Here is a 26673-nt window from a genome sequence, read left to right as displayed (position 1 = left end):
GGGTTACAAAGATTCTATGGTTTCCTTGATTTTGGTTTTTAGTTTCTCAGGATTGGTTCTGGCATTCATAAAGGCGAAGTTGGTCAGGTTCTCAGTCTGATTGCCTTTTACGATCAATAAGGTCTGACCACTAATGTTATGCTTTTTGATCAGTGGGTGATCTGTTTGTTCCTCCCTGTTGATGGAATTGAATGAGATGTCTTTTCCAAATTCCTCTGCCAATGCCTCTTTGGTAACTTCCTCAACGGCCTCGCAAGTAGCACAACGGCGGGTAGCATGAAAATAATAAACTTCCACTTCAGACAGATTAGAAGCTTTGGTGATCATTTCGGATGACTCTTCCTTGCTATTGCCTTGCTTTTGAGGCGTTGACTTGCAGCTGGAGCTGGTAATTGCAATTAGTGTTAATAACAATACAGATGTAATGATCGAAAATTGCTTTTTCATTTTTTAACGGTTTAGATTTTTTGAATGAATGTAGACTTGGCGACTTTCCCTAAAAACGCTTATTCTCCGGCAAGCATTTTCTTCAAGGCCTCATAAGAGGGTAGGCTGCCTTTGATTAAGACTTTTCCATCTACCACAAGTGCAGGTGTTTTGGCTACATTGTACTGCATGATGTCCATAATGTCATCAACTTTGGAAACAGTAGCATCTAATTCCAGTTCTTCAACTGCATCACGGGTTATTTTCTCAAGAGTTTTGCACTTGGGGCATCCGGTGCCTAATACTTTAATATCCATAATGATTAACTTTTACAGTTCGTTGTTCGTAGAATTGCGAACAAAGGTATAAAAAAACTACAGTGCCCAAAAATCTTTGAACATTTTTTTAGCTTCCTCCCAGTTGTTCTTATTAACGCAATATTTGATGCGGGGAGGTTCTGTTTGCCCCTGAATAAGACCACTTTCCTTCAGTTCTTTAAGATGCTGCGACAGGGTTGACTTAGCAATGGGCAACTCCTGCGAAAGATCTCCGCTGTAACAACATGCCTGATTGGCCAGCAAATTTAAAATATAAACCCTGATGGGGTGTCCAAGGGCTTTTGCATATCGGGCCAGCTTTTGCTCTTCAGTGGAGGGTGCGACTGGTTTTATATTTTGTTTGATCATTGTTTAATGTTAGCTAATGGTGAACAGTTTGAATATTGAGGCAGAATGACATGGGTTAAAATGGCTTATATTACCCCTGTCGCGCAAAAATAGTTATTTTAATGAATAGTGAAGAATGAAAAGATGCTGTTGTTCTCATTGGGGATTAAAAGTTAGTTTTAGGGTAATGATTTTTCCCTTATCAATTAAGGCAATCAATAGAAGCGTTGTTTTAAAAGCAATACTCCGTTTAACTTTTGCAATGCACCGCAATTTAGTTATTTGTATTTAAAAGTGATTGCTGGCTAAGGTGCAGAAAATTAATACATTAATAGTTGTCTTGCGTTTTTTATCAAAAAATCTGACGATCTATTGAAAAGCAAACACATTTAATAAATTTAGAGGGCATATATTTGGGAGTTTGACCTCTCAGGAAGTTTAAATATTGCCCAGAAAAAAAGAAGCCCACTTCTTAGGTGGGCGCCCAGGGGGACAATCTTCATGCTTTTTTGTAATATTCTATTTGGTTTCCGGCCATTTTAAAGACCCGGTTGACCAGTTCTGTCCTGTCATTTTCCGACATCCTGGAGAAATTTCTGGCGAGACTTATTTTCTCCTGAAGAAATTTCTTGTTTTCAGCACCGGTTATTAAAACACTTACGGGAAGCGACCATACAAACTTCAGAGCTTCTTCAATGGATAAATGATCAGGAATTAGAGGGTCATCTGTTTCCCATTGTACTTTGTCAATTCTTTTTTTCACTTTAAAGAAACGGCCATCGGCAAGCGTTTTCATAGCCAATACACCTAATTGTCTATCAAGGACAGTAGGTAAAACATTTTTTATGAAGCTATGGAAATGGGAGTCAATTACGTTTATGGGCATTTGTACAGTTTCAAAAAAATCCTTTTCAGAGGTTTGATCCAGCATCCGTTGGTGAGCAAATGGATTAGCATGGCCCGTAAAACCAATATGTTTTACTTTTCCTTCTGCCTTGGCTTTTTCAAAGACTTCTAAAACTTCGTTTTTTATTCGATTATCCACATCTTCAGGTGTTTGGAGTGAGTGAACCTGCCATAAATCCACATAATCGCACTTTAATCTTTTCAAAGATCCTTCTAGGTGTTGCAGTGCCGTAGCTCCGTCTCTGGCCGTAGATTTGGTCATAATAAAAACATCATCTCTGAAATTTGGCACAAGGTATCTACCGTAACGCTTCTCACTTCCTCCGCTATCATATGATTCTGCGGTGTCAAAGAATCTTATTCCGCCTTCGATGGCAGTTTCTATTACTTCCTGAGCATCTTTTTCAGTAGTCCATCCCACATGAAAGCCGCCCAGACCAAGCATTGTGACGTTTTCTCCGGTTTTGCCCAACTTTCGTAAGGGAAGTATTTCGCCCCATTTATCATTTTTGGAGCCTGCAAGATTTGGGAAAGGAACCATCAAACTGCCTGTAAGCAGTGCCAGGTGTTTTAAGAATTCACGTCTTTCATACATGATGATAAATTTTTGGTTACCGGCTTCAATGATCAGGTGTAAATGATTTGAACAAGGTAAAAAATCTTTATACTCCGAACCAATCATTGCGCCTTTTGACTAAAAAACGTATTCTAAGATAAGAAAAATATTTTACTGTATTTTCTTATCTGATTGCAGTTGAGTCGATTTTTAGGGGAACGGCCTTTGGTTGATTTATCTTACTTAAGAATTGCATCTTCCTTGGGCATCAAAAAGCTATTTTCTTCCGTAACACCACCCGCAACCGGTACAATGGCTCCCGAGATCCATGAGGCTTCATCAGAAACCAGAAATTTCACCATGTTGGCAATGTCTTGAGGTTCACCCACCTTCTTGAGCGGGTGACGGACACGAGCTCCTTCCACCATCTTGTCGTAATCTTGCTGGTTTGAAATAAGATCATTGTCGAAATGAAGATGCGTTTTTACAAGCCCGGGGTTAATGGAGTTGACCCTTATGTTATAGGGGCCAAGATCAGCAACCAGAAAGCGGGTTAACATATCCAGTCCGGCTTTTGAAACCGAATAGCCAATGCTGGTGCCGGGACGCAAACCTGCGATGGATGAAATGTTGATCACAGAGGCTCCATTGGCTTTCTTGAGAAGTGGTAAAAGTGTTTTGGTCATCAGGAAGGGGCCGGTAAGATTGACGTCCAGCATTTTTTGCCAGTCATCGGAATTCAAGGTCTGAAGGTTGCCCACTGAAATAACTCCGGCGCTGTTGATCAGGCCGTGAATTACCTCGTATTTCTTTTCAATGTAATTCCTTAGTTGCGTGATGCTTTCTTCGTTGGAAACATCACCCGGAATAAAGTCAACCTTCCCCTTAAGTTGAGGCTTTTCATTCAGAGCCCGGTTTATTTTTTCTTCACTGCGGCTTATGGATATCACCTGGCTGTTGTTGGCTGTCAGGGCCTCTGCAATGGCCAATCCAATGCCCGAGCTGCCACCTGTAATGAGATATACTTTCTTATTTTCCATGAAACATTCTTTTTAGGGTTTATTTCCTTCAGGCAAAGATTTTTAAATTCTGTTCTCTGCACTTTTCTGGCCCCTGGCGAAGCCACGAATCACGAAGGTATAAAAATGCTTACGGAAGTTCAAAAGCTACTTATCTTCTTTGATTCTACGGATTTTAATTCGGAAATAGGCAAAGAGTATACTCATTAAGGGACTCAACAGGTTGAAGAAGGTGTATGGCAAATAATCCATTGTTGGAACGCCCAAAATTCTGGATTGAGTGGCTCCGCAAGTGTTCCACGGAATAAGAACGGATGTCATGGTTCCGGAGTCTTCAAGTGTTCTGCTCAATACCTCAGGTTTGAGGCCCTTCTCCCGGTAGGCATTCCTGAACATCCTGCCCGGCACCACAATTGAAATGTACTGATCGGATGCTGTTGTGTTGAAAAAGATACACGTACCTACGGTAGAAGTAACCAACCCTCCGGTTGATTTTGCCACTTTAAGGATGGGACGTGTAATTCTGGTCAGTAATCCTCCGGCTTCCATAACTCCCCCAAATACCATGGCAGACAGAATGAGCCAGATGGTGTTGAGCATTCCCCGCATTCCTGATGTGCTCAGTAGTTGATCAACAGTCGGGTTGGAGGTGGTTAAGCTTACATCGCCAAACATTGCCTGCATAACGCTAATATAGGATGCTTTGGCATAGGAGGTAGCCTCTCCTGCTATATTCTGAATGATGTGGGGCTGAAAAATTACTGCAAAAACGCCTCCCAGGAGGGTACCGGCCATAAGAGCGGGAAGAGGAGGAACTTTCATTATGATAATGGTTAGCAGAATTACAGGTACCAGGAACAGCCAGGGTGTGGTGTTGAAGTGGCTGTCTATTGCAGCTTTAACCGTCTCTGCACTTGAGAGCGAAGTATTAAAATCGTAGTTAATGCCAATTATGGCAAAAATGATTAGTGTGATAATCATGCTGGGAACGGTAGTGTAAAACATGTACCGAATGTGGGTAAATAAATCGGTGCCTGCCATGGCAGGTGCCAGATTGGTGGTATCGCTCAGGGGAGAAATCTTATCTCCAAAGTATGCTCCCGAGATAATGGCACCTGCAACCACAGGGTCCCCAATCCCAATGGCTTTTCCTATTCCCAGAAGGGCAATACCTATGGTGGCAATGGTAGACCACGAACTTCCTGTAGCTACCGAAACCAAAGCACAAACAATTACTGCTGTGATAAGGAATACCTTGGGATTGATGAGGTCCATGCCATAATAAATCATTGAAGGCACTACACCACTGATCATCCATGTGCCTGCAAGGGATCCAATGAGCAATAAAATTAACATGGATGGCATAGCCGATCCAATGGTTTTAACTATTTGGTCGCTGATATGTGGCCATCTTTTCCCATTCCTGAAAATTATAATCGCCCCCAGAGTAGCTGCCATTAAAAGGGCAATCTGATTGGCTCCGCCAAGAGTATCTTCAAACAGGAAGACATTGGCTGTGAGCATCACGATTAGGAAAAGAATGGGGGTAAGGGCTTCTAAAAACCTGGGGTCTCTGGATGAATGTTTAGGAGAAGAATTATCTTTAAATGATTTGGTGTTCATTCTTTTTCTCGTTTATTCCGGATTGCTGCTTTTATTTGATCTTCAGGTATGGAGGGGTAGACTGAAAAAGAAATCACTTCCTTTACCCGGTGTGCTCTTTGCCCAAATTTGGCCCGAATGCTTGTCAACAAATTCTTTACACAGTATTAACCCAAGTCCTGTTCCCGTTTCGTTGGCTGTTCCTCTGCGGGATAATTTGCAATCTACCCCGAAGATTCCCTCAATGTATTGTGGCTCAATTCCAAAACCTGTGTCAGACACAATGAAAATGATCTGGTTCTTTTGGCTGGTTGTTTTCAATGTTACCCTGCCCCCGGGAGATGTAAATTTTAAGGCATTGGTTGTCAGATTTCGCAGTATTGTTTCAAGCATTTCCCTGTCGGCGTGTATTATTTCGTCGAACTCTATTTGCGATTGGAGGGTTATGTTTTTTGCAAGTGCGCTGTTTTTACATGAGTGTTTTACTTCAGATATTGCTTCCGATGGTTTTATCCTCTCCTTATTTGGCTTCAATTTTCCGGTTTGTAACCGGGACCACTCCAGAAGGTTTTCCAGTAGTTTATAGGCCTGTTTGGATGAGGTATTAACTTCCTTTGCAAAAGAACTTAGCTTTTCTGGAGGAAAAACCTTTGCATTTTCAGAAAGCAGCTCTGTTAATCCTAAGAGTCCGTTAAAAGGACTTTTGAGATCGTGGGCAATAATGGAAAACAGTTTGTCACGTGTTGCTACCAGTTCCTTTAGTTCATTGTTGGCCTCATCCAGCTTTTTAAGTGTACTTTCCAGATTGTGTTTTTCTTTGATTAAATCACGTTGTAGGTTGTTGATATCATGGTTCATCTGATGTAAATTGTGATTCTGCGTCACCAGTTGTTCCACATCTACTCCACCTATGATTAATAATTTATTGTTCTTCCTGTAGATGTGTGTCATTATTGACGTATTAACCGATGAGTAATCCCCAAGGGTTAAAAAGCCGTCATAAACCAAAGACTTGCTCGATGACAGGCTGATGATTTTTTCGAAAGCCGGGTTTATAAAACTATCTTTTAGTTCTCCTGAAAAAAGGGTCAGCATTTGCGGGTTCGCAAAGATCAAAGAGCCCTCTGCTGACAACAGGGCAATGCAAAGTGATCTGTTATCTACTATTGCTGTACTTATTTCATTTTCCCATTCAGGGAAAAGAAAAGAAGAAAAATTGTTTTGCATAACTTATTGTGACTTTTTTGCAAATCTGTTGAAACCCCTGTTACAAAATATCACAAGCCGTTATTGTTTAGAGGTGATAGTCTTAACATGGTTTGTTTGGGAAAATCATCGGGATATATATCGATACCCTGCTTTCTCCCAATAGCAAATTAAGTGTTTTGTTCTGAAAGAAGCACGAAAGAAGGAATATTTAACAACATCCATTTATAGTAAGGTATTATTTCGTCAAAAATATTCTGGCTAAGTTCTTCTTTTAATATGTTAATCCATTCGTTTAGCTGAACAGACCAATACTCAATTGAGAACCCATGACTACGGTATGTTCTGAAAACCCAAATGATGGTTTCAATCAAAACCGCGGTGTTTTTATACTTAAGAATAGATGAAATAAACTGTACATGGTTGGCATGATTGTCTTTCATCATTTCAATATTATCCGAACCTACAATGTTAATAAGATTGGATTTTTTGAGCATTGAAGCATTCATTTTTGAAACAAGGAGACTGCTTTTATTCTTATACTCCTCAATGGTTTCACAACAGGCTTGGGAGAGATGGTTGGCCGATTCGGTCAGTACGTCTTTAGTCATGTTGGTTTTGTGTTTTCAGGAATGAATCCAGGCTAAAAAGATCAGGTTTGTAAAAAACATTTTGGTAGTTCTTTAAAAAATCCTGGCTCCCGTGCTTTAAGCCTTGTCCGCCAATAATAATTAATAGTCCGGGGAGTTCTTTCTTTATTGTTTGTAAGGTGCTTTCCAATTCAGGTAAATGAAAAAAAAGACTCATGGATAATGCCAGCATTTTGGGATTTATGCTTTTTACAAAATGAATGAGATCGTTTTTTGGGGTATTCGCGCCCAGATAACGGGTATTCCAGTTATTCATTTCGTAAACATCTGAAACCATCTTTGACCCTATTTGATGCTGTTCATTTTCAATGGAGCAAATTACTGCTAAATCCTCTTTTTTTTCAGGAGTAGCTATCAAATGATAAATTTCATTCATCAGATTTTCGACAATCGCTGAAGCCAGGTGCTCTGTGGCAACACTTATTTTTCCCGTTTCCCACAAGTATCCTATTTCATACATAGTTTCTTTAATCAGATATTCATACAAATCAATAATTGTATGGTCCTGATCTATGAATTGCTTTATTACTTGCGAAGCATTTTCCCGGCTCCCCTTTAGAAGTGCTCTCAAAAGTGCTTGTTTTTCTGTTTCCTGGTTCATTTTTGGACCTCTTTTGAATAAATAAAAACTTTTCCCGATTTCAGATAATCGTGTTTCTGCTTACACTGTAAGATCGGGGAAGCCCGGCGTTTCATTGAAATATTGATAAATAATCAAATAGCAGGAAGAGACCATGTTTTTGTTAAGGCTTCTGAGTTAGAGATACTGCCTTTTTCCTGCTGATTTTTTTCGATAGAGTTTTATACGTGAAAGACAGATTATGGTTTGGATTTTTTCCTGCAGTTTCTTATGATCCGTCAATATTTTAGTCTTTGCAAATTCGGGTATTCACAATAGTTTTTTTACGGAATTGTATTATGAGGTTTTGAACTTCTCTTAATTACCGGTTGTTAATTCACTTGTAAACCATATACAATACTCCGTTAAACTTTTATAAAAGTCTAAAGTTTAAGCTCTTGCGAGTGAATGAGGTTTTGTCTTAAAGTTCAGATTATCAGTGCTATATGATTTATCTTAAATCTTATATCTAAAAGTCTAACGATCTATTGATATAGTTTCTGAGGTATTTTAAAACATGAGGAGATGCTTTGCAGAAACATTTGGATTAAAATTGAGTATTTGGGGATGAAGTATAGTGGTTTTGTTTTAAAAAGTTAGAATGATGAAGCGATTAATAGGGGTGATGTTTTTTTTACTGGTTTTGTTTTTTAATGGCCAAAGCCAAGAGATTAAAGTGTCCGATTTTGAAGGCCTGGAGCCTGCTTTATATAAAAGCAATGACACCACCTATGTGATTAATTTTTGGGCCACCTGGTGTAAGCCTTGTGTAGAAGAAATGCCCGGATTTCTTGAGGCTGCAACAGCAATGAAATCTGAAAAAGTCAGATTTATTTTTGTGAGTCTTGATTTTCCCGGTCAGATTGATGCCAGGTTGAAACCTTTTGTTAAAAAGCATGATATGGCCGATATGGTGATATTGTTAGACGACCCGGATAGTAACAGTTGGATTGAAAAAGTACACCCTCAATGGTCGGGAGCTATTCCTGCCACTTTGATTTACAATAGCGTTGACAGAGACTTTTATGAAAAACCCCTTTCCTATAATGACTTAATTAACATTATCGAACACAAAATGGAGTAGTTATGAAAAGAGCAGTTGTTTTTTTGCTGGCGCTGGCATTTGTAAATGTCGTTTCAGCTCAGGATTATTCACCGGGTGATAAGGCTATGGATTTTGAATTGAAGAACATCGACGATTCTATGGTTTCGTTGTCGGATTATCCCGATGCCAATGGATTTATTGTGATTTTTACCACCAACCACTGTCCCTATGCCAAAGCCTATGAAGATCGAATTATTGAACTGGATAAAAAATTTAAGAGTCATGGCTATCCTGTTATAGCCATAAATCCCAATGATCCGGTAGCTTATCCGGCTGATTCATTTGAGAAAATGAAAGTAAGGGCAGAAGAGAAGGGATTTACCTTTCCCTATCTGATAGATGAGACTCAGGATGTTGCCAAAACATATGGCGCCACTAAAACCCCGCATGTGTTTTTACTTGAAAGAGAAAACGGTGCTTTGATGGTTAAATATATTGGTGCCATTGATGACAATTACCGTGATGCCAAAGCTGTGAAAAAGAAATATGTTGAAGATGCTATTGCCAGTCTCAAAGCCGGTGAGTCAGTTGATGTAAAGGAGACCAAAGCCATTGGTTGCAGTATTAAATGGAAAGATTAAGCCGGTAAAAACGGTTTTTAAATTATAAAGGCTGTTAGAAATGACAGCCTTTTTTTAATATTTTTACCCTCTGAAAAATCACGGTTATTTTGTTCCATCAGTCTTATGAAATACTTCATCCCGTTACTTTTTTTGTTTGTAATTACTTCTTCTGTTATTGCCCAGGATAAATTGGATAGTTTATTCCGGAGGCTGGATGTGGTATTAGAGGAAAAACAACAATTTGAAATTGAAAAAAGTAACGAGATAGAAAGGTTGAAGAACCGGCTGATGAGTTCAAATGAGGTTGAATTAAAGCAACAATTCAATCTTATAGACGAGCTCCATGCCGCCTATTTTACCTTTAATTATGACTCAGCCGTATTCTACTCAAGACAGCTTGTGATGTTGGCCAATCGGCTTGATGAAGACCACTTTATTAGTCTGGCCCGTCTTAAAATGAGTGAGACCCTGTTGGCTTCGGGGCTTTTTACGGTTGTAAAAGATTCACTGAAAAAGGTTGCTGTTGGCTCTTTATCCGATAGCCTGAGGGTGAAATATTTTTATCTGAAAGCACGGCTTTACATAGATATGGCCAATTACTATCAAAGGCCTTATTATACAAAGGAATACGGCAAGATGGTTTCTGCCTGCCTCGATTCAGCATTGGCGAATTCAGAGAAATATTCGCGTGAATATTATTCTTTGAGAGGTCTCCAAAATATATGGTTGCAAAATTTTGATGAGGCCAAAACTGATTTTGAATATTTATTTGACCACTTTGAATTGGAGGGCCGTCAATATGCTGTTGATGCTTCCACTTTTGCTTTTGTTTACAGGAATTTGGGTGAGCCACAAAAGGAATTGGAGTGGTTGTTAAAAGCTGCCATCAGAGATATTAAACTTGCCAATAAAGAATATGTGGCTTTACGTATTGTGGCCAATCATCTCTTTGAACAAGGAGAGATACAGAAAGCCAGTCATTATCTGAGCATTGCTATTGAGGATGCCAAAAATTATGGTGCGATCCAGCGGGAGCTGCAAATTTCACAAATTCAGCCCCTGGTGGAAGCCGCTAAACTGGACTTGATTGAGAAACAAAAGTCCCGTCTGAAAACGTATGCCACAGCCATTACTATTCTTTCGTTTTTAGTTATTGTGGTGTTGGTGTTGCTCTTCAGGCAATATAAGAAGGTCAAGAAAGTAAAAGATGAGCTGGATGAATCTAATCACGCACTATATAGAACCAATACCCAGCTTCGGGAGGTGAATTTGATTAAGGAAGAGTACATTGCCTTTTTCTTCAAAACCAATTCCGATTTGATTGAAAAGCTCGATGAATATCGACAGAAGATTGACAATAAACTGGCTTTAAATAAAGTGAGTCAGCTAAAGTCAGTTATTACAAGAGCTGATATTAAGCGGGAAAGGGAGGCTATGTTTCATGATTTTGATACCGGCTTTCTGAATATTTTCCCCGATTTCATTGAAAAATACAATGCACTCTTCAATGAAGAAGATCGTGAACTGCCGGCTAATAGTAAAAATTTGACCCCCGACTTAAGGATCTACGCTTTGATTCGTCTGGGAATTTCTGATACAACCAAAATTGCCCATATTCTCAACTACTCTGTAAATACCATCAATACTTACAAAACCAGAATTAAGAATAAATCCATTGTCCCCAATGAGGATTTTGAGAAAGAGATTCTTAAAATTCAGTCTATTTAGGGTTTTCTTATTGGTTCATAGAAATATTAATTGAATGCCGTCGAAACATCTTTTTATCATGAAAAGATTCTTCGACAAGCTACCCATTTGAATGACCTTAAAATGAGTCTTTTGGGAATAGGCTCTTGCAGGGAGGGCTGAGCCTGAAGGGCTCCCATGTTTATTGCACTATTAAATCCTGAGCAATCTGAGCAATCGACGCTGAAAGTGTCGTATGTTTTATAAAGCATGACAATAGCATTTCTTAAAAACCTGCCATTTCAAATCCTTGATTCGCGATTGTTAAATTCAACGAAGTAACTTTACTTTCTCATTTTTCTAAAGTAAAAAAATGATCTTCAATAACCATCAGGATGTCTTCCCCTTTTAATATTAATGTTAAAAAGTGCTTCTTCCCCTTAATGAGGGTTCAAAAATCCATTATATTTTTTAGCTCTGTTTTTTTTGATGAGGAATATTGTAAGAGGTTGATGGGTAGGTTGTAGAGCGTTTGTGTTCCTTTCAAAATTATTATATTTTCTTTATACATTTTCTGTACCAGTCTTTCCAATGGCACTTTTGCATTAACATTTGATAACTGTGAAATGCTCCTTCAAAACGAGTCATTCAGTCAAGGATGTTAAAGCGAAATCAGTTCTTTAATTAATTAAAATTCTACCTATGAAGAAAAAGATTGGTACAGGAAGACGATTCAACACGATTCAACGTGTTTTCCTTTTCCTGCTGGTTTTAGGGTTTACAGTCAATGGTCTGTATGCCAAAGAAGAACATGAAAAAGAGGCAGAGTATGTGCTTCAGGAATCTGCTACTTATTCGGGTGCTGTAAATGATGAGATGGGAGAACCATTGCCCGGAGTAACAGTGATGATTAAAGGCACTCAAACCGGTACGATAACCTCGGTTGACGGAACTTTTAGTCTTGAAGCTGCTCCCGGAAATGTTTTGGTTTTCTCTTTTATTGGTTTTGAAAAGAAAGAGGTGGTACTTGGAAGTGATACCTCTATAGAATTGTCGCTTGATCCGGAGGTTACCAGTCTGGATGAAGTAGTGGTTGTTGGGTATGGTGTTTCCAAAAAAATGGACCTAACCGGCGCTACCAGCAATATTACCAGTGAGGATTTTAACCAGGGAGCTGTAACCAATCCCCTTGAACAGATTGCCGGTCGCGCTGCAGGCGTAAATATTACTCAAACCGGAAGCGAACCAGGCGCCAATCCTACCGTCAGGATTCGAGGGATTACCTCTCTTATTGGTGGAAACGATCCTTTGATAGTGGTAGATGGTATTCAGGGTAACATGGATCTTTTAAATCAGGTTCCTCCCTCAGAAATTGAGTCTGTGGATATTCTTAAGGATGCTTCAGCCACAGCAATCTACGGATCAAGAGGTGCGCCTGGAGTTATTATTGTGACTACCAAAAAGGCAAAGGAAGGTCAATCTGTTGTTGAATACTCCGGTTCAATGTCGGTCGATGTTATAGCCAATCAGCTTGAGATGTTTGATGCCAATCAATGGGAAGAGCAGGCTGAGCAATGGGGTGTGCCCTACAGTGCCTGGCATGGATCTGATACCGACTGGTACGATATATTAACTCAAACAGGGACGACACAAAACCATACTCTTTCTATAGGAGGCGGTACAGAAGATTTTAGCTACCGGGCTTCTATGGCTGCTATTTTGCAGGAAGGGGTAGTGATTAATTCTAAAAATGACCAGTACATTGGTCGCATTCAGGCTACTCAAAAAGCTTTGGATGACAGGTTGAAAATTTCTGTCAATCTGAGTAACAGCATCACTCAAAAAGATGGCAGTCCGCAAAGTGTTGGAAGAGCAGATTTTACATCTAATCTGATTACCAATGCCTATCTGGCCAGACCCACAGATCCTGTTTTTGCGTCTGACGGCAGTTATTTCTATGATGCCAATGTATTTCAATATATGAATCCATACGCTGTAGCTCAGGAAGTTATTAATGAGGAAGAGATTAAGAATCAATTTGCAAGTTTCAGAACTGACCTTGAGCTTTTTGGAGGCTTCAATATTGGTTGGTTTGGTAGTTGGAGAAAAGTGTCGAGAAGTGCCGGGTATTATGCTCCTGCCAGCTCTACATTAGCTTTCCCAATGGATGAAAAGGGTGTAGCCAATGTGAACTCCAATAACACCGACGAAAAGTTGATGGATATTAGTCTTACCTATGAGAAGGACATCGATAAGCACAGCTTTAAAGTATTGGGTGTTTACGAGTGGCAAAAGCAAACCTACCAGGGCCATTTTGCCCAGGCCAAAGGCTTTATCAACGATCTCACCACCTACAATGCCCTGCAATTGGGATCTGTAGACAGTTTTAAACCTGGCGATATCTCATCTTATAAAAATGACAGAAAGCTGATCTCTTTCCTTGGGCGTATCAATTATTCGTTTGCCGATAAATACCTGTTTACTGCAAGTGTGCGTCAGGATGGCTCATCAGTATTTGGAGAAGATCACAAATGGGGAACTTTCCCGTCTGCATCCCTCGCCTGGCGAGTTACAGAAGAATCTTTCCTTCAAAATCAGGACTTCATCAGTAACCTGAAACTGCGGGCTGGATATGGAGTAACAGGTAATCAACAGGGTTTGTATCCGCAGAACTCTATGCAGTTAGTGAGTGAATCTGGCACCCTTTTCTTTAACGGGGGACTGATTACCAACTTTGCAGTAACGCAAAATTCTAACAGCGATCTTCGCTGGGAAACTCGTTATCAAACCAACCTGGGTGTTGACTTTGGACTATTTGGCGGAAACCTGAACGGAACCCTTGATGTCTTCAGTGCTACCACCGAGAACCTGTTGTTTGATTATACCGTTCCTCAACCCCCTTATCCTTATGGCTCTATTAAAGCCAATGTGGGTAGTCTGAAAAATGAGGGTGTCGAGTTGAGTCTGGATGCTAGGGTGATAAATACCTCTGATGTGACTTTGACTCTTGGTGGAAATGTTTCTCTGCTTCGCAACGAGGTGGAAAAGCTAAGTGGCAGCATCAGTGGTGTTGAACTCAATACAGACTATGTGCCATGGGGAACCAATGCTTACCTGATAGAAGGTAAACCCATCGGAACTTATTACATCCTCGAAAATGATGGCAAAGACCCGGAGACCAATGAGGAACTGGTGGTTGACCGCAACAATGATGGCGAAATTGATCAGGGCAACAGAAGTGAAGACCGTTATATTAATGGTTCATCATTGCCTAAATACACCTTTGCTTTCACCCCTGTTCTGAAATATAAAAACTTCGACTTTTCAATGGTATGGCGTGGTGCCGGAGGAAACAAGATTTTCAACAGAATAAGAAGAGACTTCAGTTTGTTCGAAAAACTGGGAAAAAGAAATCTTCTGGAGAGTGCAGTGGATAAAGGCCTCTTTACCTCAAAATATGCCTCCGATTTATGGTTGGAAGATGGTGATTTCCTGAGGTTTGAAAATCTTACGATTGGATACACCTTCGATACAGAAAAATGGAGGCATATCAGCAATGTCAGATTATCAGTAACCGGCAGAAATCTTGCACTCTTTACCGATTATTCCGGTGTCGATCCTGAAGTAAATGTTTCAGGAGGTAATGTTTCCGGAGTAGATAGCGGTATTTATCCCAGAACAAGAAGCTTTGCGGTTGGGTTGAATGTGTCATTTTAAAAAATAACGGATATCATGAAAAAGATAGAATATATAATATTATTGATTTTCATATCCTTCACGGCATGTATCGATGTTGAAGAAGAAGTGTATGATAAATATGCAGCTAAGGATTTTTATGCCTCTCCCGAGGGGTCTGATGCAGCTTTGGCCAGCGTTTATGCCCAAATTCCCGGAAACTGGGATGGAGTGGGTTATGCCGGTGCCGATAATGGCTGGTATGATCTTAATACCATGTCCACCGACGAGCAGGTTATTCCACACAGAAACACAGGGGATTGGCAGACTGAATTTGCCCGCCTTTATATGCGTGACTGGCAACCAACCAATTATTTGTTGAATAATACCTGGAACTGGCTTTATCAATCGGTTTTCAGAGCCAATACTGCTATTGAACAATTGGAAGAAGCAGGAGCAGAAGCCGGTAAAATTGCAGAAGCACGAATTCTAAGGGCTTTCTTTTATTATCTGTTGATAGATGACTTTGGGGACGTTCCGTTTTTTACCAGAAATGAACAGCCGGTGGATTCTATTCCCCAGACTTCAAGATCGGATGTGTTTGATTTTGTGGTGTCGGAGCTTGAAAACAATATCGATGATTTAAGTACCCAAAAAGGAGGCAACTATTACGGTCGGTTGAACCGTTGGGCCGGATTGTCCATTCTTGCCAAAATATATCTGAATGCTGAAGTGTATGTTGGTACCCCAATGTATGACGAATGCCTTACTGTGGTTAATGAAATTATTAATGAAGGAGGTTTCTCACTCCATTCCGGTGAAGCCGATCCCAGCCATCCACTGGGCTCAAGGTATTACGAGTTGTTTGGAGATGTGTGTCCCGATGACGAAACCATTTGGGCCATCTATACCACTGCAGATGTCGTAGGACGCAATATTTTCACCATTCGCAGTTTGATGGGAAATGACGGAACCTTACTTGTTGGCTATGGTGCCTGGAATGGAACTGTAGTTCCTCCCGATTTTGTTGCCAAATATGAAGACAATGATGTTAGGAAACGTCAGTTCCGTTACGGTACAGATCCTTACGGCCCACAACCCGACGGATTTATTGAATATACTCTTGAAATAGATAACCTTATTAATCCCGGATCAGAGCCTGAGGCTGGCGTCAGAAACCAGAAATTCTGGCCGGTAGAGCCCATGAGTAGTGGCGGAGCTTCTAACGATTTTCCCATTTACAGGTATGCAGATATTTTGCTGATGAAAGCTGAGTGTCTTGTACGCCTGGGACAATCAGCAGAAGCCAAATCGTTTGTGGATGAGGTTCGTGAAAGAGCTGGACTGAATCCTTTGGCAGGTGATCCAACGCTTACAGATATTTATGAAGAGCGGGGACGGGAGTTAAACTGGGAGGCTCACCGCCGTCAGGATATGATCCGCTTTGGAACCTTTACTGAAGGACACGGTCTGGTGCCGGCTGTTGATGAAAAGTATCTTCTTTTCCCTATTCCCACGGCGGCATTGAATGCAAACCCCAGATTGGAACAAAATCCCGGTTGGTAATTTAAAACGAAATAACAATGAAGAATATAAAAGCAATTAGTGTTTTCATTATGGCTGCTCTGGCAATTTTGCCGGGTTGCGATGATGATCCAACCCTGACTGTTCAGGAAAAAGTTGAATTTTCGGACGATATTACTTTGTCTGCCGGGGAATTAGTCCTTACAGATGATGAAGCCTCCGAGCAGGTTCTTTCTGTATCATGGCCCGAAGTTACTTATTCGATTGATGCCCCCGTTGCATATTCTGTTCAGTTTGCTGTAAATCAGCAATGGGGACAAGGTTTTAAACAGGAGGTGGGAGGTGATGTTTTATCTGCTTCTTTTACCACTGAAGAGTTGAATAACATTGCTCTTGAGATGGGGCTGGAACCTGATGAGGAAACAACTGTTAACGTGAGGGTAGAGGCATATCTTAATCAAAGGGTTTATTCATCTGTTGAAGATTTGAAGTTAACACCTTACAATTTAGTGGAGCCTTATATAGACTATCCCTCATTGTACATTGCAGGTGATTATCAAGGCTGGAATATAGAAGAACCCGACTCCATATCTTCTAAACTGGATAATGGTATATATGAAGGGTATATTTATATCCCTGAAGGAGGGAGCAATGAGTTTAAGGTTTATGCTGATGAAGATTGGGGTTCTACTTCTTATGGCAACGGCGGAGAAGGAGTCGTGATTATTGCCAATTATGCCGGTGATAACTTTGTAGCGCCTTCTGATGGTTACTATTTGTTTTCAATTGATGTCAACACCATGGAGTATCTTTTAATTAAGATTGATTCATGGGGTATTATAGGAGAAGCGACTCCTGATGGCTGGGATTCAGACACCAATCTGACATTTGATGAAACGACAGAGTTGTGGACCGTTACTGCGGATTTAAGTTCCACAGGCTTTTTGAAATTTCGTGCCAATGATGCCTGGACAATAGATATGGGACTGGACGAAGAAGGTAACCTTAGGTATGCCAATCACCCGTGGTTGGAATATGTTGACCAAACCAATTTTACCATTGAGGCGGATGGCAATTACACCCTAACCCTTGATCTGACAGTTCCTGGCAATTACCGGTACCGTTTAGAGGCTAATTAGGATAATCCTCTTAATTGATTAGAAATATCTTTAAAGTCACTGATTTTTATTACGTGACTGTCTCAAAACAAAAGGAACAATAGAATCTCGTTAAGACGCAAGGATGCAAAGAGATGAGTTTGATGTTTTTCCGTGTCTCGGCGTCTTTGCGAGATTTAAAATGGTTAAGACGTCCACCTTAACCCGTATGAAGGAGACTTGCAAAAGGGTTAATCAGTTTTTACAAATTGACCCTTTATGAAATCTTTGATTTATCATTGTTATTCACCCTGAGTATGATTTATATTTGACTTTTTGAGGTTGCTATTAAATTACATTACAATTAAATACCGATGCGAAACATGTTTGCTTATATAATACACTTACTGCTGCTCCCTCTTTTTCTTACCTCGTGCGAGAAAGACAGTGGCGAGAAATGGGAAACCAATCATCCCAAAGAAGAAGAGACTGAACAAACGGAACAACCTTCCCAGTACGGTGCCCCTTTTGGAAATGTGCCTGAAACGCCTGATGTGGCCATGTATGAGGTCAATTTGCGGGCCTACAGTCAGGAAGGAAACCTGGGCGGTGTAAAAGCCAAACTGGACTCTATCGAAGCTCTGGGCATCAACGTTGTTTGGCTGATGCCTATTTACCCCACCGGTGATGTCAAAGCTGTGGGATCTCCTTATGCCGTTAAGGATTACAAGGCTATTCATGATGATTATGGAACGCTTGACGATCTGAGAAGTTTAGTGGATGAGGCTCACCAAAGGGATATGGCTGTCATTCTTGATTGGGTTGCCAACCATACTGCATGGGATCACGAGTGGATAACTGAACATCCTTCGTGGTATGCTCAGGATGACAATGGCAATATTATTATTCCTCCGGGAACTGGCTGGGAAGATGTGGCTGAGCTGAACTATGACAACCAGTCGTTGAGAGAAGAGATGATTCAATCTATGAAGTATTGGGTGTTGGAAGCCAATGTAGATGGTTTTCGTTGCGATTATGCACATGGGGTACCCGATGATTTTTGGAAACAAGCCATCGATACGCTCAGAAGTATTCCTGACCGGGACATTATCATGTTTGCCGAGTCGGAAAGAAAAGAACTTCTGACCTCGGGATTTGACATGATGTTTGGCTGGAGATTCTATACCGGACTTAAAGAGTCTTTCAATGAGGGGCAGCCGGCTTCTGCAATAATTGAAGCTCATGATGAAGAATACTATGGTTTATCTTCTGAAAAGCATGTGCTCAGATGGATTACCAACCACGACCAGAATGCATGGGAAACCACACCTGACGAACAATTTAATAATAAGGATGGAAGTATGGCCGCTTTTGTTGTTAGCGCTTATATGGGAGGCGTTCCTTTGATTTACAGTGGACAGGAAGTCGGATTTCCCGACCAGATTTCATTCTTCGAAGGCAATGTCAATAAAATTGACTGGACCATAAATCCTGACTATAAAGAAGAGTATGAAAAAGTTCTCAATTTCCGGCAGAATAACACTGCCCTCCGACGTGGTTCTCTGATCAATTATAAATCCAATGACGTGATGGCTTTTGAAAGGACTTCTGGTGACGAGACGGTGTTGGTGCTGGTAAATCTGAGAAACAGTTCAGTTCAATATGCCGTTCCTGATGATCTTCAAAATACAAACTGGAATGAAGGTTTTACCGGAGCGGAGGTGACGTTGGAAACCAGTCTTGAACTGGCCCCATACGAGTATGTTATTTACAAGAAATAAATAGTAATAGAGCAGACCTTTCTTCTTTCACACCCACACACACACCCACACACACACACAATAATGCTTTCAGGCAAAAAGGTTAGGGTGAATGAAAAAGAATAATTTAATATAAAGACTAATGAAGATAAAAGATAAACCCCGTTCCAGCTACAGAATGAATGCATTTTCCGGTTTGAGGTTGGTGCTTTTCTCCCTTGCGGCTATATTTGTTGGATGTAATAATAGCTCCGGGGAGGTTCAGAAAGTCAACTCTCCAGATGGGAATATTCAGTTGACATTCAGAGTGGATAATGATACTGCCTATTATTCTGTTTCAAGGCAGGGAATTCAAATTGTTGAGAAGTCAAAACTTGGTTTTGTATTAGATGAAGCGCCCGCCTTAAACAGCGGTTTCGAAGTTGAGAATGTGGAAACCCGTAGCTTTTCCGAAACCTGGGAGCAGCCTTGGGGGGAGAAGCAGGAAATATTGAATAACTACAATGAGTTGTTGGTTCATCTGTCTGAAAAAGATGGGGTAAAGAGAAGATTAGATGTTGTCTTTCGGGTTTTTGATGATGGGGTCGGATTTCGATATATCTTCCCGGAGCAGGAAAATTTGAAGGACTTCCGGATTATGGATGAACTTACCGAGTTTAATCTTATCGGTGATTATGAAGCATGGTGGCAGCCTGCTTACCGGCCTGACAGGTATGAGTATCTTTTCAATAAAAACAGGTTAAGTGAGGTTACGGATACCATGCATACTCCGCTAACCATGCAAGCTAGCGATAGCCTTTATCTTTCAATTCATGAAGCAGCTCTGACCGATTATGCTTCCATGACCTTATTTCAGGATAGAGGCCATTCTCTGAAATGTGATCTTGTACCATGGGCTGATGGTGTTAAAGTTTATGCTGAAGCCCCGTTTTCAACCCCCTGGCGTACTATACAGGTGGCTGATAAACCGGGAGATCTCATTACCTCTTATTTGATTTTGAATCTTAACGAGCCCAATCAACTGGAAGATGTATCATGGATAAAACCGGCCAAATATGTTGGCATCTGGTGGGAAATGCATCTGAATAAAAGTACCTGGGGCGAAGGACCTAACCATGGTGCCACTACCGGGAATGTTAAGAAATACATCGACTTTGCTTCAGAGAATAATATTGACGGTGTGTTGGTGGAAGGCTGGAATCTTGGCTGGAATACAGAATGGTGGAAAGATGGAACCGGATTTGACTTTACAACTCCTTATCCTGATTTTGATATTAGGGAGGTAACTGATTATGCTGAGTCGAAAGGTGTGGAGTTGGTTGGTCATCACGAAACCGGAGGAGCCGTTGCCAATTATGAAGCTCAGATGGATTCGGCTTATGCATTTTACGAGAAGTACGGTGTTAACTATATTAAAACAGGCTATGTCAATCCACGCGGGATGAACAGCAAAGAATGGCACCATGGCCAGTTTGGGGTAAGACATTATCGAAAATCCATTGAGACGGCCGCTAAACATCATATTATGCTGGACATTCATGAGCCTGTCAAAGCTACAGGAATCCGGCGGACTTATCCTAATGCCATGACGCGTGAGGGATCCCGGGGAATGGAATTTAATGCCTGGGGACCTAACGGCGGAAATCCTCCTGAACATGAAACCATTTTGCCATTTACACGGCTTTTGGGCGGCCCCATGGATTTTACACCGGGTATTTTTGATATTGCACTGACCGATATGCCAAATAATCAGGTAAACACCACTTTTGCCAAGCAGTTGGCACTTTATGTTGTGATCTACAGTCCGCTTCAAATGGCTGCTGATTTACCGGAAAACTACGTTGACCAGCCGGCCTTCCAGTTTATTCGTGAGGTTCCCGTTGATTGGGAAGTCACCAAAGTGCTCAATGGTGAAATTGGAGAGTACATAACCATAGCCAGGAAAGATCGCAATTCTGAAAACTGGTACCTTGGGAGTATTACGGATGAGGAGGGAAGAGACCTGACCATTAATCTGGACTTTCTGGATTCAAAGTCAAGTTACAAAGCTGTTTTATACAGTGATGGGGCAGAAGCTCACTTCAAAAGCAATCCACTGGATCTGAAAATTGAAGAAAAGAAAGTGACCTCTGATATGTCGCTTACTCTTCACCTTGCTCCGGGAGGCGGACAGGCGGTTAGTTTTGAAAAGCTGCAAGATTGAGCCTTTTTAAATAATACTTTTTACTCTGATGTAAAAGAAAACTATGATGCAGCTCCTTTCATTTGAATATGAGAGGGGCTGTTTGGTTTTGGTATGACTTTAAACGTCTCATGAGGTTATTATATTAAGAAGGAGTGAGTAAGGTGATTGAAATTTACTTAACCAACTTTTTTAAATGATGTAACCGGATGATTTTCCCTGTAGAAAGTAATCTTAGCATTGTTTTATACACAATTTTTTAAAGCCTAAACTATTTTTCCCACAATGTGTTCTAGTGATAGTTAATGACTTGATCTATTAATTAAAAAAAACTTTAATATGAGAGCAAAAGTATTATCTATTCCGACCTTGTTAATTGCCATGTTTTTTATGTCCTGGCAAGATGCTGATGCACATTGTGAAATACCTTGTGGAATCTACGGAGACTCGTTGAGAATCCAACAGATCGATGAGCACATTACCACCCTTGAAAAATCAATGAATCAAATCATTGAGTTGTCTGAAGAGGGTGATAAAAATTACAATCAATTGGTTAGGTGGGTGACCAATAAAGAGGAACATGCGGTAAAGATTCAGGATATTGTGAGTCAATATTTTTTACATCAGCGAATCAAGCCGGTAGATCCTTCCGATTCTGAAGAGTATGAGAAATATGTCAAAAGACTAACCCTTCTTCACAAACTACAGGTTTACGCAATGAAAGCCAAACAAACGACAGATTTGGAGTATATTGAAAAATTGAGAGATACGTTGCATAAATTTGCAGATGCTTACTTCCACAAGCATTAAAAGTTTATGCTGATGCAGCAGGTAAGCTGTATGTTGAGATTAAAGAAGAGGCTGCCTCAAATGAATAATTTGAGACCGCCTCTTTTTTTGGGTTTTGAATTTGTTCTCACCATTTGTTTTGGTGCTTTGATTTTATTTATAGGGGCCGTTGAAAAAGTCAGCAACCCCTAAATCAAATTAATTTTCCCTTGTTCTTTTTTGCATTGCCCCAAAAAGAATAAAAATCCCGATTTAAGTTATGTAAGGTTTTTGGTGTACCGGAGACCCACAAAAACTTTTCTCGGGAAGTCAGCTTAAACCTATAACCCCCGCAAATTTCAAAATTTCCTGCCGTTGCGCAAAGCCTTGAAAGTTGCCCAGTTTGGCTTCCCTCCATCTGCCGGCCCGGAAAAGCGGACAGGCAACCACTCCTTTTAAATAGTTAATGTCGTTCATTGTTGATTTCAACCCTGAAATGTGAAGTGTAATAACGTCAGGGACGAAGGCAAAAGTATCTGGAAGTTATTTTTTAATTTGAGTATTGGTGGTGTTTTGGTTTTTATAAGAAAGTGAAACAAGTACCTGGTATTGATCTTTCAGAAAGTACTTGTTGAAATAAAGAAAGGGCTGCCCACGAAGCGGACAACCCTTTCAAACCTTAACCCTAACCCAAGCACGAAAGTATAACACCAAAATGAATCTTGCAAATTTTTTGATATAATTGTTTGAATTATTTTGCTTTTGTCCGAAGAGTAAACAATGATGTTATTCCAAGGATTTACTCCTTTAGTGTATCGCGTGGTTTTTGTAAATATCCGAAAATCAGCTGCATGAGTGTTTGTGTGTGTTTGTGTTAAAGCTTAGATTTATAGTATTATATGGTTTAACTTAGATCTTACCTGACTGCCGTCAGGCAGGTATTTAAAAATCTAACGATCTATTGACTTAAAAATATTCTTTTTAATGGGGGATGTCAATGTTTTTAAATTTGTCTAAAACCTTACTTGTATAAGTTTAACGATCTGTATTTTAATAAGTACTTGGTTAAAATGCAGATGTTTTTTGGAACAGTTTACTCAAAAACTGATTGTAAAATACTCAGTTTACCTCCATATCAGTAATGCTCACGGTTTATATGGTATTGTCTAATGCAACTTTGGTAAATGTTTAACGTAATTACTACATATTATGATCTTGTTTAAATTGTAAAGAAATGGATGAAAAAACAGAGAGTTCATTATTTTTTAAAGCTCCTGTGGGTTTTGCGCAACACAAAGTAATTATGGATAATAATAATCCGGTAGATTGCTTAATTCTTGATATCAATGCAGTTTTTGAGAAGTTAACAGGACTTGAAAAAGAAAAAATTATCGGTAAATCCATTATTAATGATTTGGGAATATATGAAAATAACTTTAACTGGTTAGAGTATTTTAGTCAGGTTGCTTTAAACGATAAGATTAAAGAGTTTGAATATTATTCAGAGGTAAAAAATAAATTTTATAAAGTTCAGGCTTACTCCAATGACAAATACTATTTTACAACCATATTCACTGATATAACTGAGCATAAAAATTCCGAAATTACTCTGAAAAATACTCAAGCGCGCCTCCAAAAACAGACATATCGTCTATCCGCACTGATAGCTAACCTTCCCGGGGGCATTATTCTTGAAACCCCGGAAAGAAAGATTAATATGGTTAATCAAAGCTTCTGTGAATTGTTTGCAATTGGTGCACCTCCGGAAGCTCTAATTGGTATAGATTGTCGTCAGGCAGCTGAATCAAGCAAGATTCTTTTTAAAGATGAAGAGCATTTTATTTCACGTATCAACGATATTTTAATAAGTAATAAAACCGTTTTAAATGAAGAACTAACTTTAAAAGACGGACGGTTCTTTAAACGAGATTTTGTTCCTGTAAATATTGGTGACGGGAAAACCGAAATATTATGGCATTATCGAGACATTACAGAACGCAAACAAAAGGAAGAACAATTAATCAGACTATCTCAGGCAGTCCAATATGCTTATGATAGCGTAGTAATTTCTGACTTAAACGGAAAAATAATAGATGTAAATGAAGCGACTTTGAAAATCTATGGTGCTGAGACATCAGATGAATTTCTGGGAAAGAATATCTATGATTTTACAATACCGGAAGAAAAAGAAATCGCTATTTCTCTTGCCGATAATATATTAAAGAAAGGATATATAAAAAATCATGAGTTTCAAGTAGTTGGCAAGCATGGAAATATAATATCTATTGAGGTGAATACCAGCTTAATGAGTGATGCAAATGGTATTCCAATGGGTTTTGTCAGTGCCATCAGAGACATAACAGAACGTAAGAAGGCAGGAGAACAGTTAGAAAAAATTAACAAAGAATTAAAAGATGCTAAAGAAAAGGCAGAAGAAAGTGACCGATTAAAATCTGCTTTTCTTGCCAACATGAGTCATGAAATCCGGACTCCATTAAATGGAATTATTGGTTTTTCTACTATTATAGAAAATAGAACACAGAATAATGGTGATATTAACAAATATGCCGGAATTATTTCCGGTAGTGGTAATCACCTGTTAAACCTTATTAATGATATTATTGACATATCAAAGATTGACGCAGGTCAAATCAGCTTAAACATACAACCAACAGATGTTAATCAGCTCTTGGATGAGCTTTACAATCTTTTTAACTCTGAGTCAAAATTGCCAAATAGAAAAAAACTTAAATTATATGCAGAAACCCCGGAAAAGAACCTTATTGTCAATACCGATGAAACACGATTACGCCAGATTTTGATTAATTTGATTGGGAATGCGATGAAATTTACTCAAGAGGGATTCATTAAGTTTGGGTATAGAATTGATGAAAATAGAAGTAAAATACAATTTTTTGTTATGGATAGTGGTATCGGCATCCCTAAAGTTAAGCAGCAACAAATATTTGAGCGGTTTATACAAGCAAGTGATTCTACGGAAAAAAAATATGGAGGGACTGGGCTGGGATTGGCCATTGCAAAAGCATGCACTGAATTATTAGGTGGAGAGATATCTTTGGAGTCTAACGAAAATGTAGGAACTAATTTCTTCTTTACGATACCTTTTGATAAAGGCAAACAGTCTGAAATTCAAAACGAAAAGCACAATTTTGACGAGATAAAGTTTTCAGGTGAAGTTATTCTTGTAGCCGAAGATGATTCAGTAAGTTATGAGTACTTGTTTGAATTATTATCAGGTTACAATTTGAAACTTTACCGCACTAAAACGGGAAAGGAAACTATTGAAAAAGTCCTTTCTGACGATAGTATCAATTTGGTGTTAATGGACATTGAAATGCCGGAAATAGATGGTTGGGAAGCTACAAAACAAATAAAGAAATATAATCCCTCCTTTCCCATAATAGCTCAAACCGCTTTTGCAACCCCAGAAGACAAAAAAAAGAGTTTTGAAGCTGGTTGTGATGCATATATTTCAAAACCAATCCAGCATGATGAATTAATTAGATTGATTTTTGAGAATATTTCAAAAAGAGGAGACGAATAATTTCAAAGAAATGACTATTTGTTTTACTGCTAGAAAAATTCTTCTCTTCTTATTAATAAACTCATCAATACAACACAAAACGAAAAATTCACATTTTCCAGGAGATTGGTTTTTTCTAACAGAAATTAAAAAAAAAGAATAGTCTGCCGGCATTGTTGCCGACGCTCCTATATTGTCAGAACAAAATTTGTGTATCGTAAGTGTATCACAAAAATCGTTTTTAGATGTTTTTTTAAGTAACAACAAAGAAAGGGGTAAAACAAACAAAAGCCGCATAAACAGTGATGTTCATGCGGCTTTTGTTAATTCTGTGACAAATAAAATTTTTGTCTTGTCGGGGTAGCAGGATTCGAACCTGCGACCCCCTGCTCCCAAAGCAGGTACACTAACCGGACTGTGCTATACCCCGAAATATGCAGGGAAAAATTTTTCCCTTATTGAAGATTATTGCGGAGAGAGGGGGATTCGAACCCCCGGTACAGAATTACCCGTACGCCGGTTTAGCAAACCGGTGGTTTAAGCCACTCACCCATCTCTCCAAAATGTCTTCAGAACGTTGCATCTGTTACTGTGTCTGTCTCAAATGCGGTTGCAAATGTATTAATTCGATCTGAATTGACAAACTTTTTTGAGTTTAATTGTCAAAAAAAATTAGTGCCAAATCAAGATTGCTTTGATTATTATTTGGTTAAATGCTGAATATTTTTTTTACTTTTTTCTGTCTGTTGAAGGAATCTCTACAAAAGAATGTTTATGGTGTTTGAGAGTTTGCCTAAAGAGGTATCTGAAGAGATCATTGTCTCACCAATTTAAATTCCACCTTTCCTGCAAAAACTCACTTCTATTTTTAGAGTAACTTATTATTTTAATATTAAATATGCGGTTGGAGGCTTTTTTAGGTTACGAATTGATGTAAATTAGATGCGACGAATATCAAAAAGAAATAATCTTAAATAATCTAAAAAAAACAATAAAGAATTTTTTCTTTAATTATGCTGTTGCTATATTTGCCAGAAAGTGAAGAAGGGGGATAAGAAGAAGGGGGGGTAAAAAATGTTTTTTCATTTTACATCTGAAAAGATACTAGGTCAGGTAATAA

19 protein-coding genes and 2 tRNA genes are annotated in these 26673 nt (G+C 39.4%); 10 read left to right on the top strand and 11 right to left on the bottom strand.

The window, feature by feature from the left end; translation table 11 throughout:
• Positions 1-3: 3 nt before the first annotated feature.
• The 9 genes from DDZ16_RS14220 to DDZ16_RS14180 all read right to left on the bottom strand — a co-directional run bounded on the left by DDZ16_RS14220 (position 4) and on the right by DDZ16_RS14180 (position 7631).
• Entirely contained in the window at positions 4-447 is a 444-nt protein-coding gene (locus DDZ16_RS14220; RefSeq protein WP_109265154.1) for a nitrophenyl compound nitroreductase subunit ArsF family protein, read from the bottom strand.
• A gap of 59 nt (positions 448-506) precedes the next feature.
• Positions 507-743, bottom strand: a complete 237-nt coding sequence (locus DDZ16_RS14215) for a thioredoxin family protein (protein WP_109265153.1) — start codon at positions 741-743, stop codon at positions 507-509.
• 57 nt (positions 744-800) lie between these two features.
• Positions 801-1112 carry an ArsR/SmtB family transcription factor gene (locus DDZ16_RS14210; RefSeq protein ID WP_109265152.1) on the bottom strand — a complete coding sequence of 104 codons (312 nt, stop codon included), beginning with the start codon at positions 1110-1112 and terminating at the stop codon, positions 801-803.
• A gap of 478 nt (positions 1113-1590) precedes the next feature.
• On the bottom strand, positions 1591-2592 hold the full coding sequence (locus tag DDZ16_RS14205) for an aldo/keto reductase (RefSeq protein ID WP_109265251.1): 1002 nt from the start codon (positions 2590-2592) through the stop codon (positions 1591-1593).
• A 200-nt stretch (positions 2593-2792) separates the two neighbouring features.
• Positions 2793-3593, bottom strand: coding sequence for an SDR family NAD(P)-dependent oxidoreductase (locus DDZ16_RS14200; RefSeq protein WP_109265151.1), 801 nt, complete (start codon positions 3591-3593; stop codon positions 2793-2795).
• A gap of 126 nt (positions 3594-3719) precedes the next feature.
• The gene (nhaC, locus tag DDZ16_RS14195) at positions 3720-5195 is read right to left on the bottom strand and encodes a Na+/H+ antiporter NhaC (RefSeq protein ID WP_109265150.1); all 1476 of its coding nucleotides are present in this window, start codon (positions 5193-5195) and stop codon (positions 3720-3722) included.
• 42 nt (positions 5196-5237) lie between these two features.
• Positions 5238-6401 (bottom strand): sensor histidine kinase, encoded by a 1164-nt coding sequence (locus DDZ16_RS14190; protein WP_109265149.1) that lies wholly within the window; start codon positions 6399-6401, stop codon positions 5238-5240.
• 149 nt (positions 6402-6550) lie between these two features.
• Entirely contained in the window at positions 6551-6991 is a 441-nt protein-coding gene (locus tag DDZ16_RS14185) for a hypothetical protein (protein WP_109265148.1), read from the bottom strand.
• Positions 6984-7631 (bottom strand): cobalamin B12-binding domain-containing protein, encoded by a 648-nt coding sequence (locus DDZ16_RS14180; protein WP_109265147.1) that lies wholly within the window; start codon positions 7629-7631, stop codon positions 6984-6986. Before DDZ16_RS14180 ends, DDZ16_RS14185 begins: the two co-directional genes overlap by 8 nt.
• A gap of 622 nt (positions 7632-8253) precedes the next feature.
• Here DDZ16_RS14180 and DDZ16_RS14175 point away from each other — a divergent pair.
• From DDZ16_RS14175 to DDZ16_RS14130, 10 genes are all read left to right on the top strand, one after another.
• Positions 8254-8733 (top strand): TlpA disulfide reductase family protein, encoded by a 480-nt coding sequence (locus tag DDZ16_RS14175; protein ID WP_109265146.1) that lies wholly within the window; start codon positions 8254-8256, stop codon positions 8731-8733.
• 2 nt (positions 8734-8735) lie between these two features.
• Positions 8736-9335, top strand: coding sequence for a thioredoxin family protein (locus DDZ16_RS14170; RefSeq protein ID WP_109265145.1), 600 nt, complete (start codon positions 8736-8738; stop codon positions 9333-9335).
• A 105-nt stretch (positions 9336-9440) separates the two neighbouring features.
• On the top strand, positions 9441-11045 hold the full coding sequence (locus DDZ16_RS14165) for a DUF6377 domain-containing protein (RefSeq protein ID WP_109265144.1): 1605 nt from the start codon (positions 9441-9443) through the stop codon (positions 11043-11045).
• 660 nt (positions 11046-11705) lie between these two features.
• A complete protein-coding gene (locus DDZ16_RS14160; RefSeq protein WP_109265143.1) occupies positions 11706-14720 on the top strand; it encodes a SusC/RagA family TonB-linked outer membrane protein in 3015 nt (1004 codons plus the stop codon).
• Between the two features lie 15 nt (positions 14721-14735).
• Positions 14736-16244, top strand: coding sequence for a RagB/SusD family nutrient uptake outer membrane protein (locus DDZ16_RS14155; protein WP_109265142.1), 1509 nt, complete (start codon positions 14736-14738; stop codon positions 16242-16244).
• Positions 16245-16261: 17 nt separating this feature from the next.
• The gene (locus tag DDZ16_RS14150) at positions 16262-17341 is read left to right on the top strand and encodes a SusE domain-containing protein (protein ID WP_109265141.1); all 1080 of its coding nucleotides are present in this window, start codon (positions 16262-16264) and stop codon (positions 17339-17341) included.
• Between the two features lie 332 nt (positions 17342-17673).
• Positions 17674-19080 (top strand): alpha-amylase family glycosyl hydrolase, encoded by a 1407-nt coding sequence (locus DDZ16_RS14145; protein ID WP_109265140.1) that lies wholly within the window; start codon positions 17674-17676, stop codon positions 19078-19080.
• Between the two features lie 121 nt (positions 19081-19201).
• On the top strand, positions 19202-21262 hold the full coding sequence (locus DDZ16_RS14140; RefSeq protein WP_232526704.1) for a glycoside hydrolase family 97 protein: 2061 nt from the start codon (positions 19202-19204) through the stop codon (positions 21260-21262).
• Positions 21263-21580: 318 nt separating this feature from the next.
• Positions 21581-22051, top strand: a complete 471-nt coding sequence (locus tag DDZ16_RS14135) for a superoxide dismutase [Ni] (RefSeq protein WP_109265139.1) — start codon at positions 21581-21583, stop codon at positions 22049-22051.
• 1192 nt (positions 22052-23243) lie between these two features.
• Positions 23244-25574: a PAS domain-containing hybrid sensor histidine kinase/response regulator gene (locus DDZ16_RS14130; protein WP_109265138.1), complete on the top strand. Its 2331-nt coding sequence runs from the start codon at positions 23244-23246 to the stop codon at positions 25572-25574.
• 334 nt (positions 25575-25908) lie between these two features.
• Here DDZ16_RS14130 and DDZ16_RS14125 read toward each other — a convergent pair.
• Both DDZ16_RS14125 and DDZ16_RS14120 read right to left on the bottom strand, forming a co-directional pair.
• Positions 25909-25983: transfer RNA gene (locus DDZ16_RS14125), tRNA-Pro, on the bottom strand.
• 41 nt (positions 25984-26024) lie between these two features.
• Positions 26025-26113, bottom strand: a tRNA-Ser gene (locus DDZ16_RS14120).
• Positions 26114-26673 lie beyond the last annotated feature (560 nt).

This window comes from Marinilabilia rubra (genome assembly GCF_003121985.1).
Taxonomy (GTDB): Bacteria; Bacteroidota; Bacteroidia; order Bacteroidales; family Marinilabiliaceae; genus Marinilabilia; species Marinilabilia rubra.
Note: the sequence above shows the minus strand (reverse complement) of the source record. Positions and strands in the feature narration are given on the sequence as shown.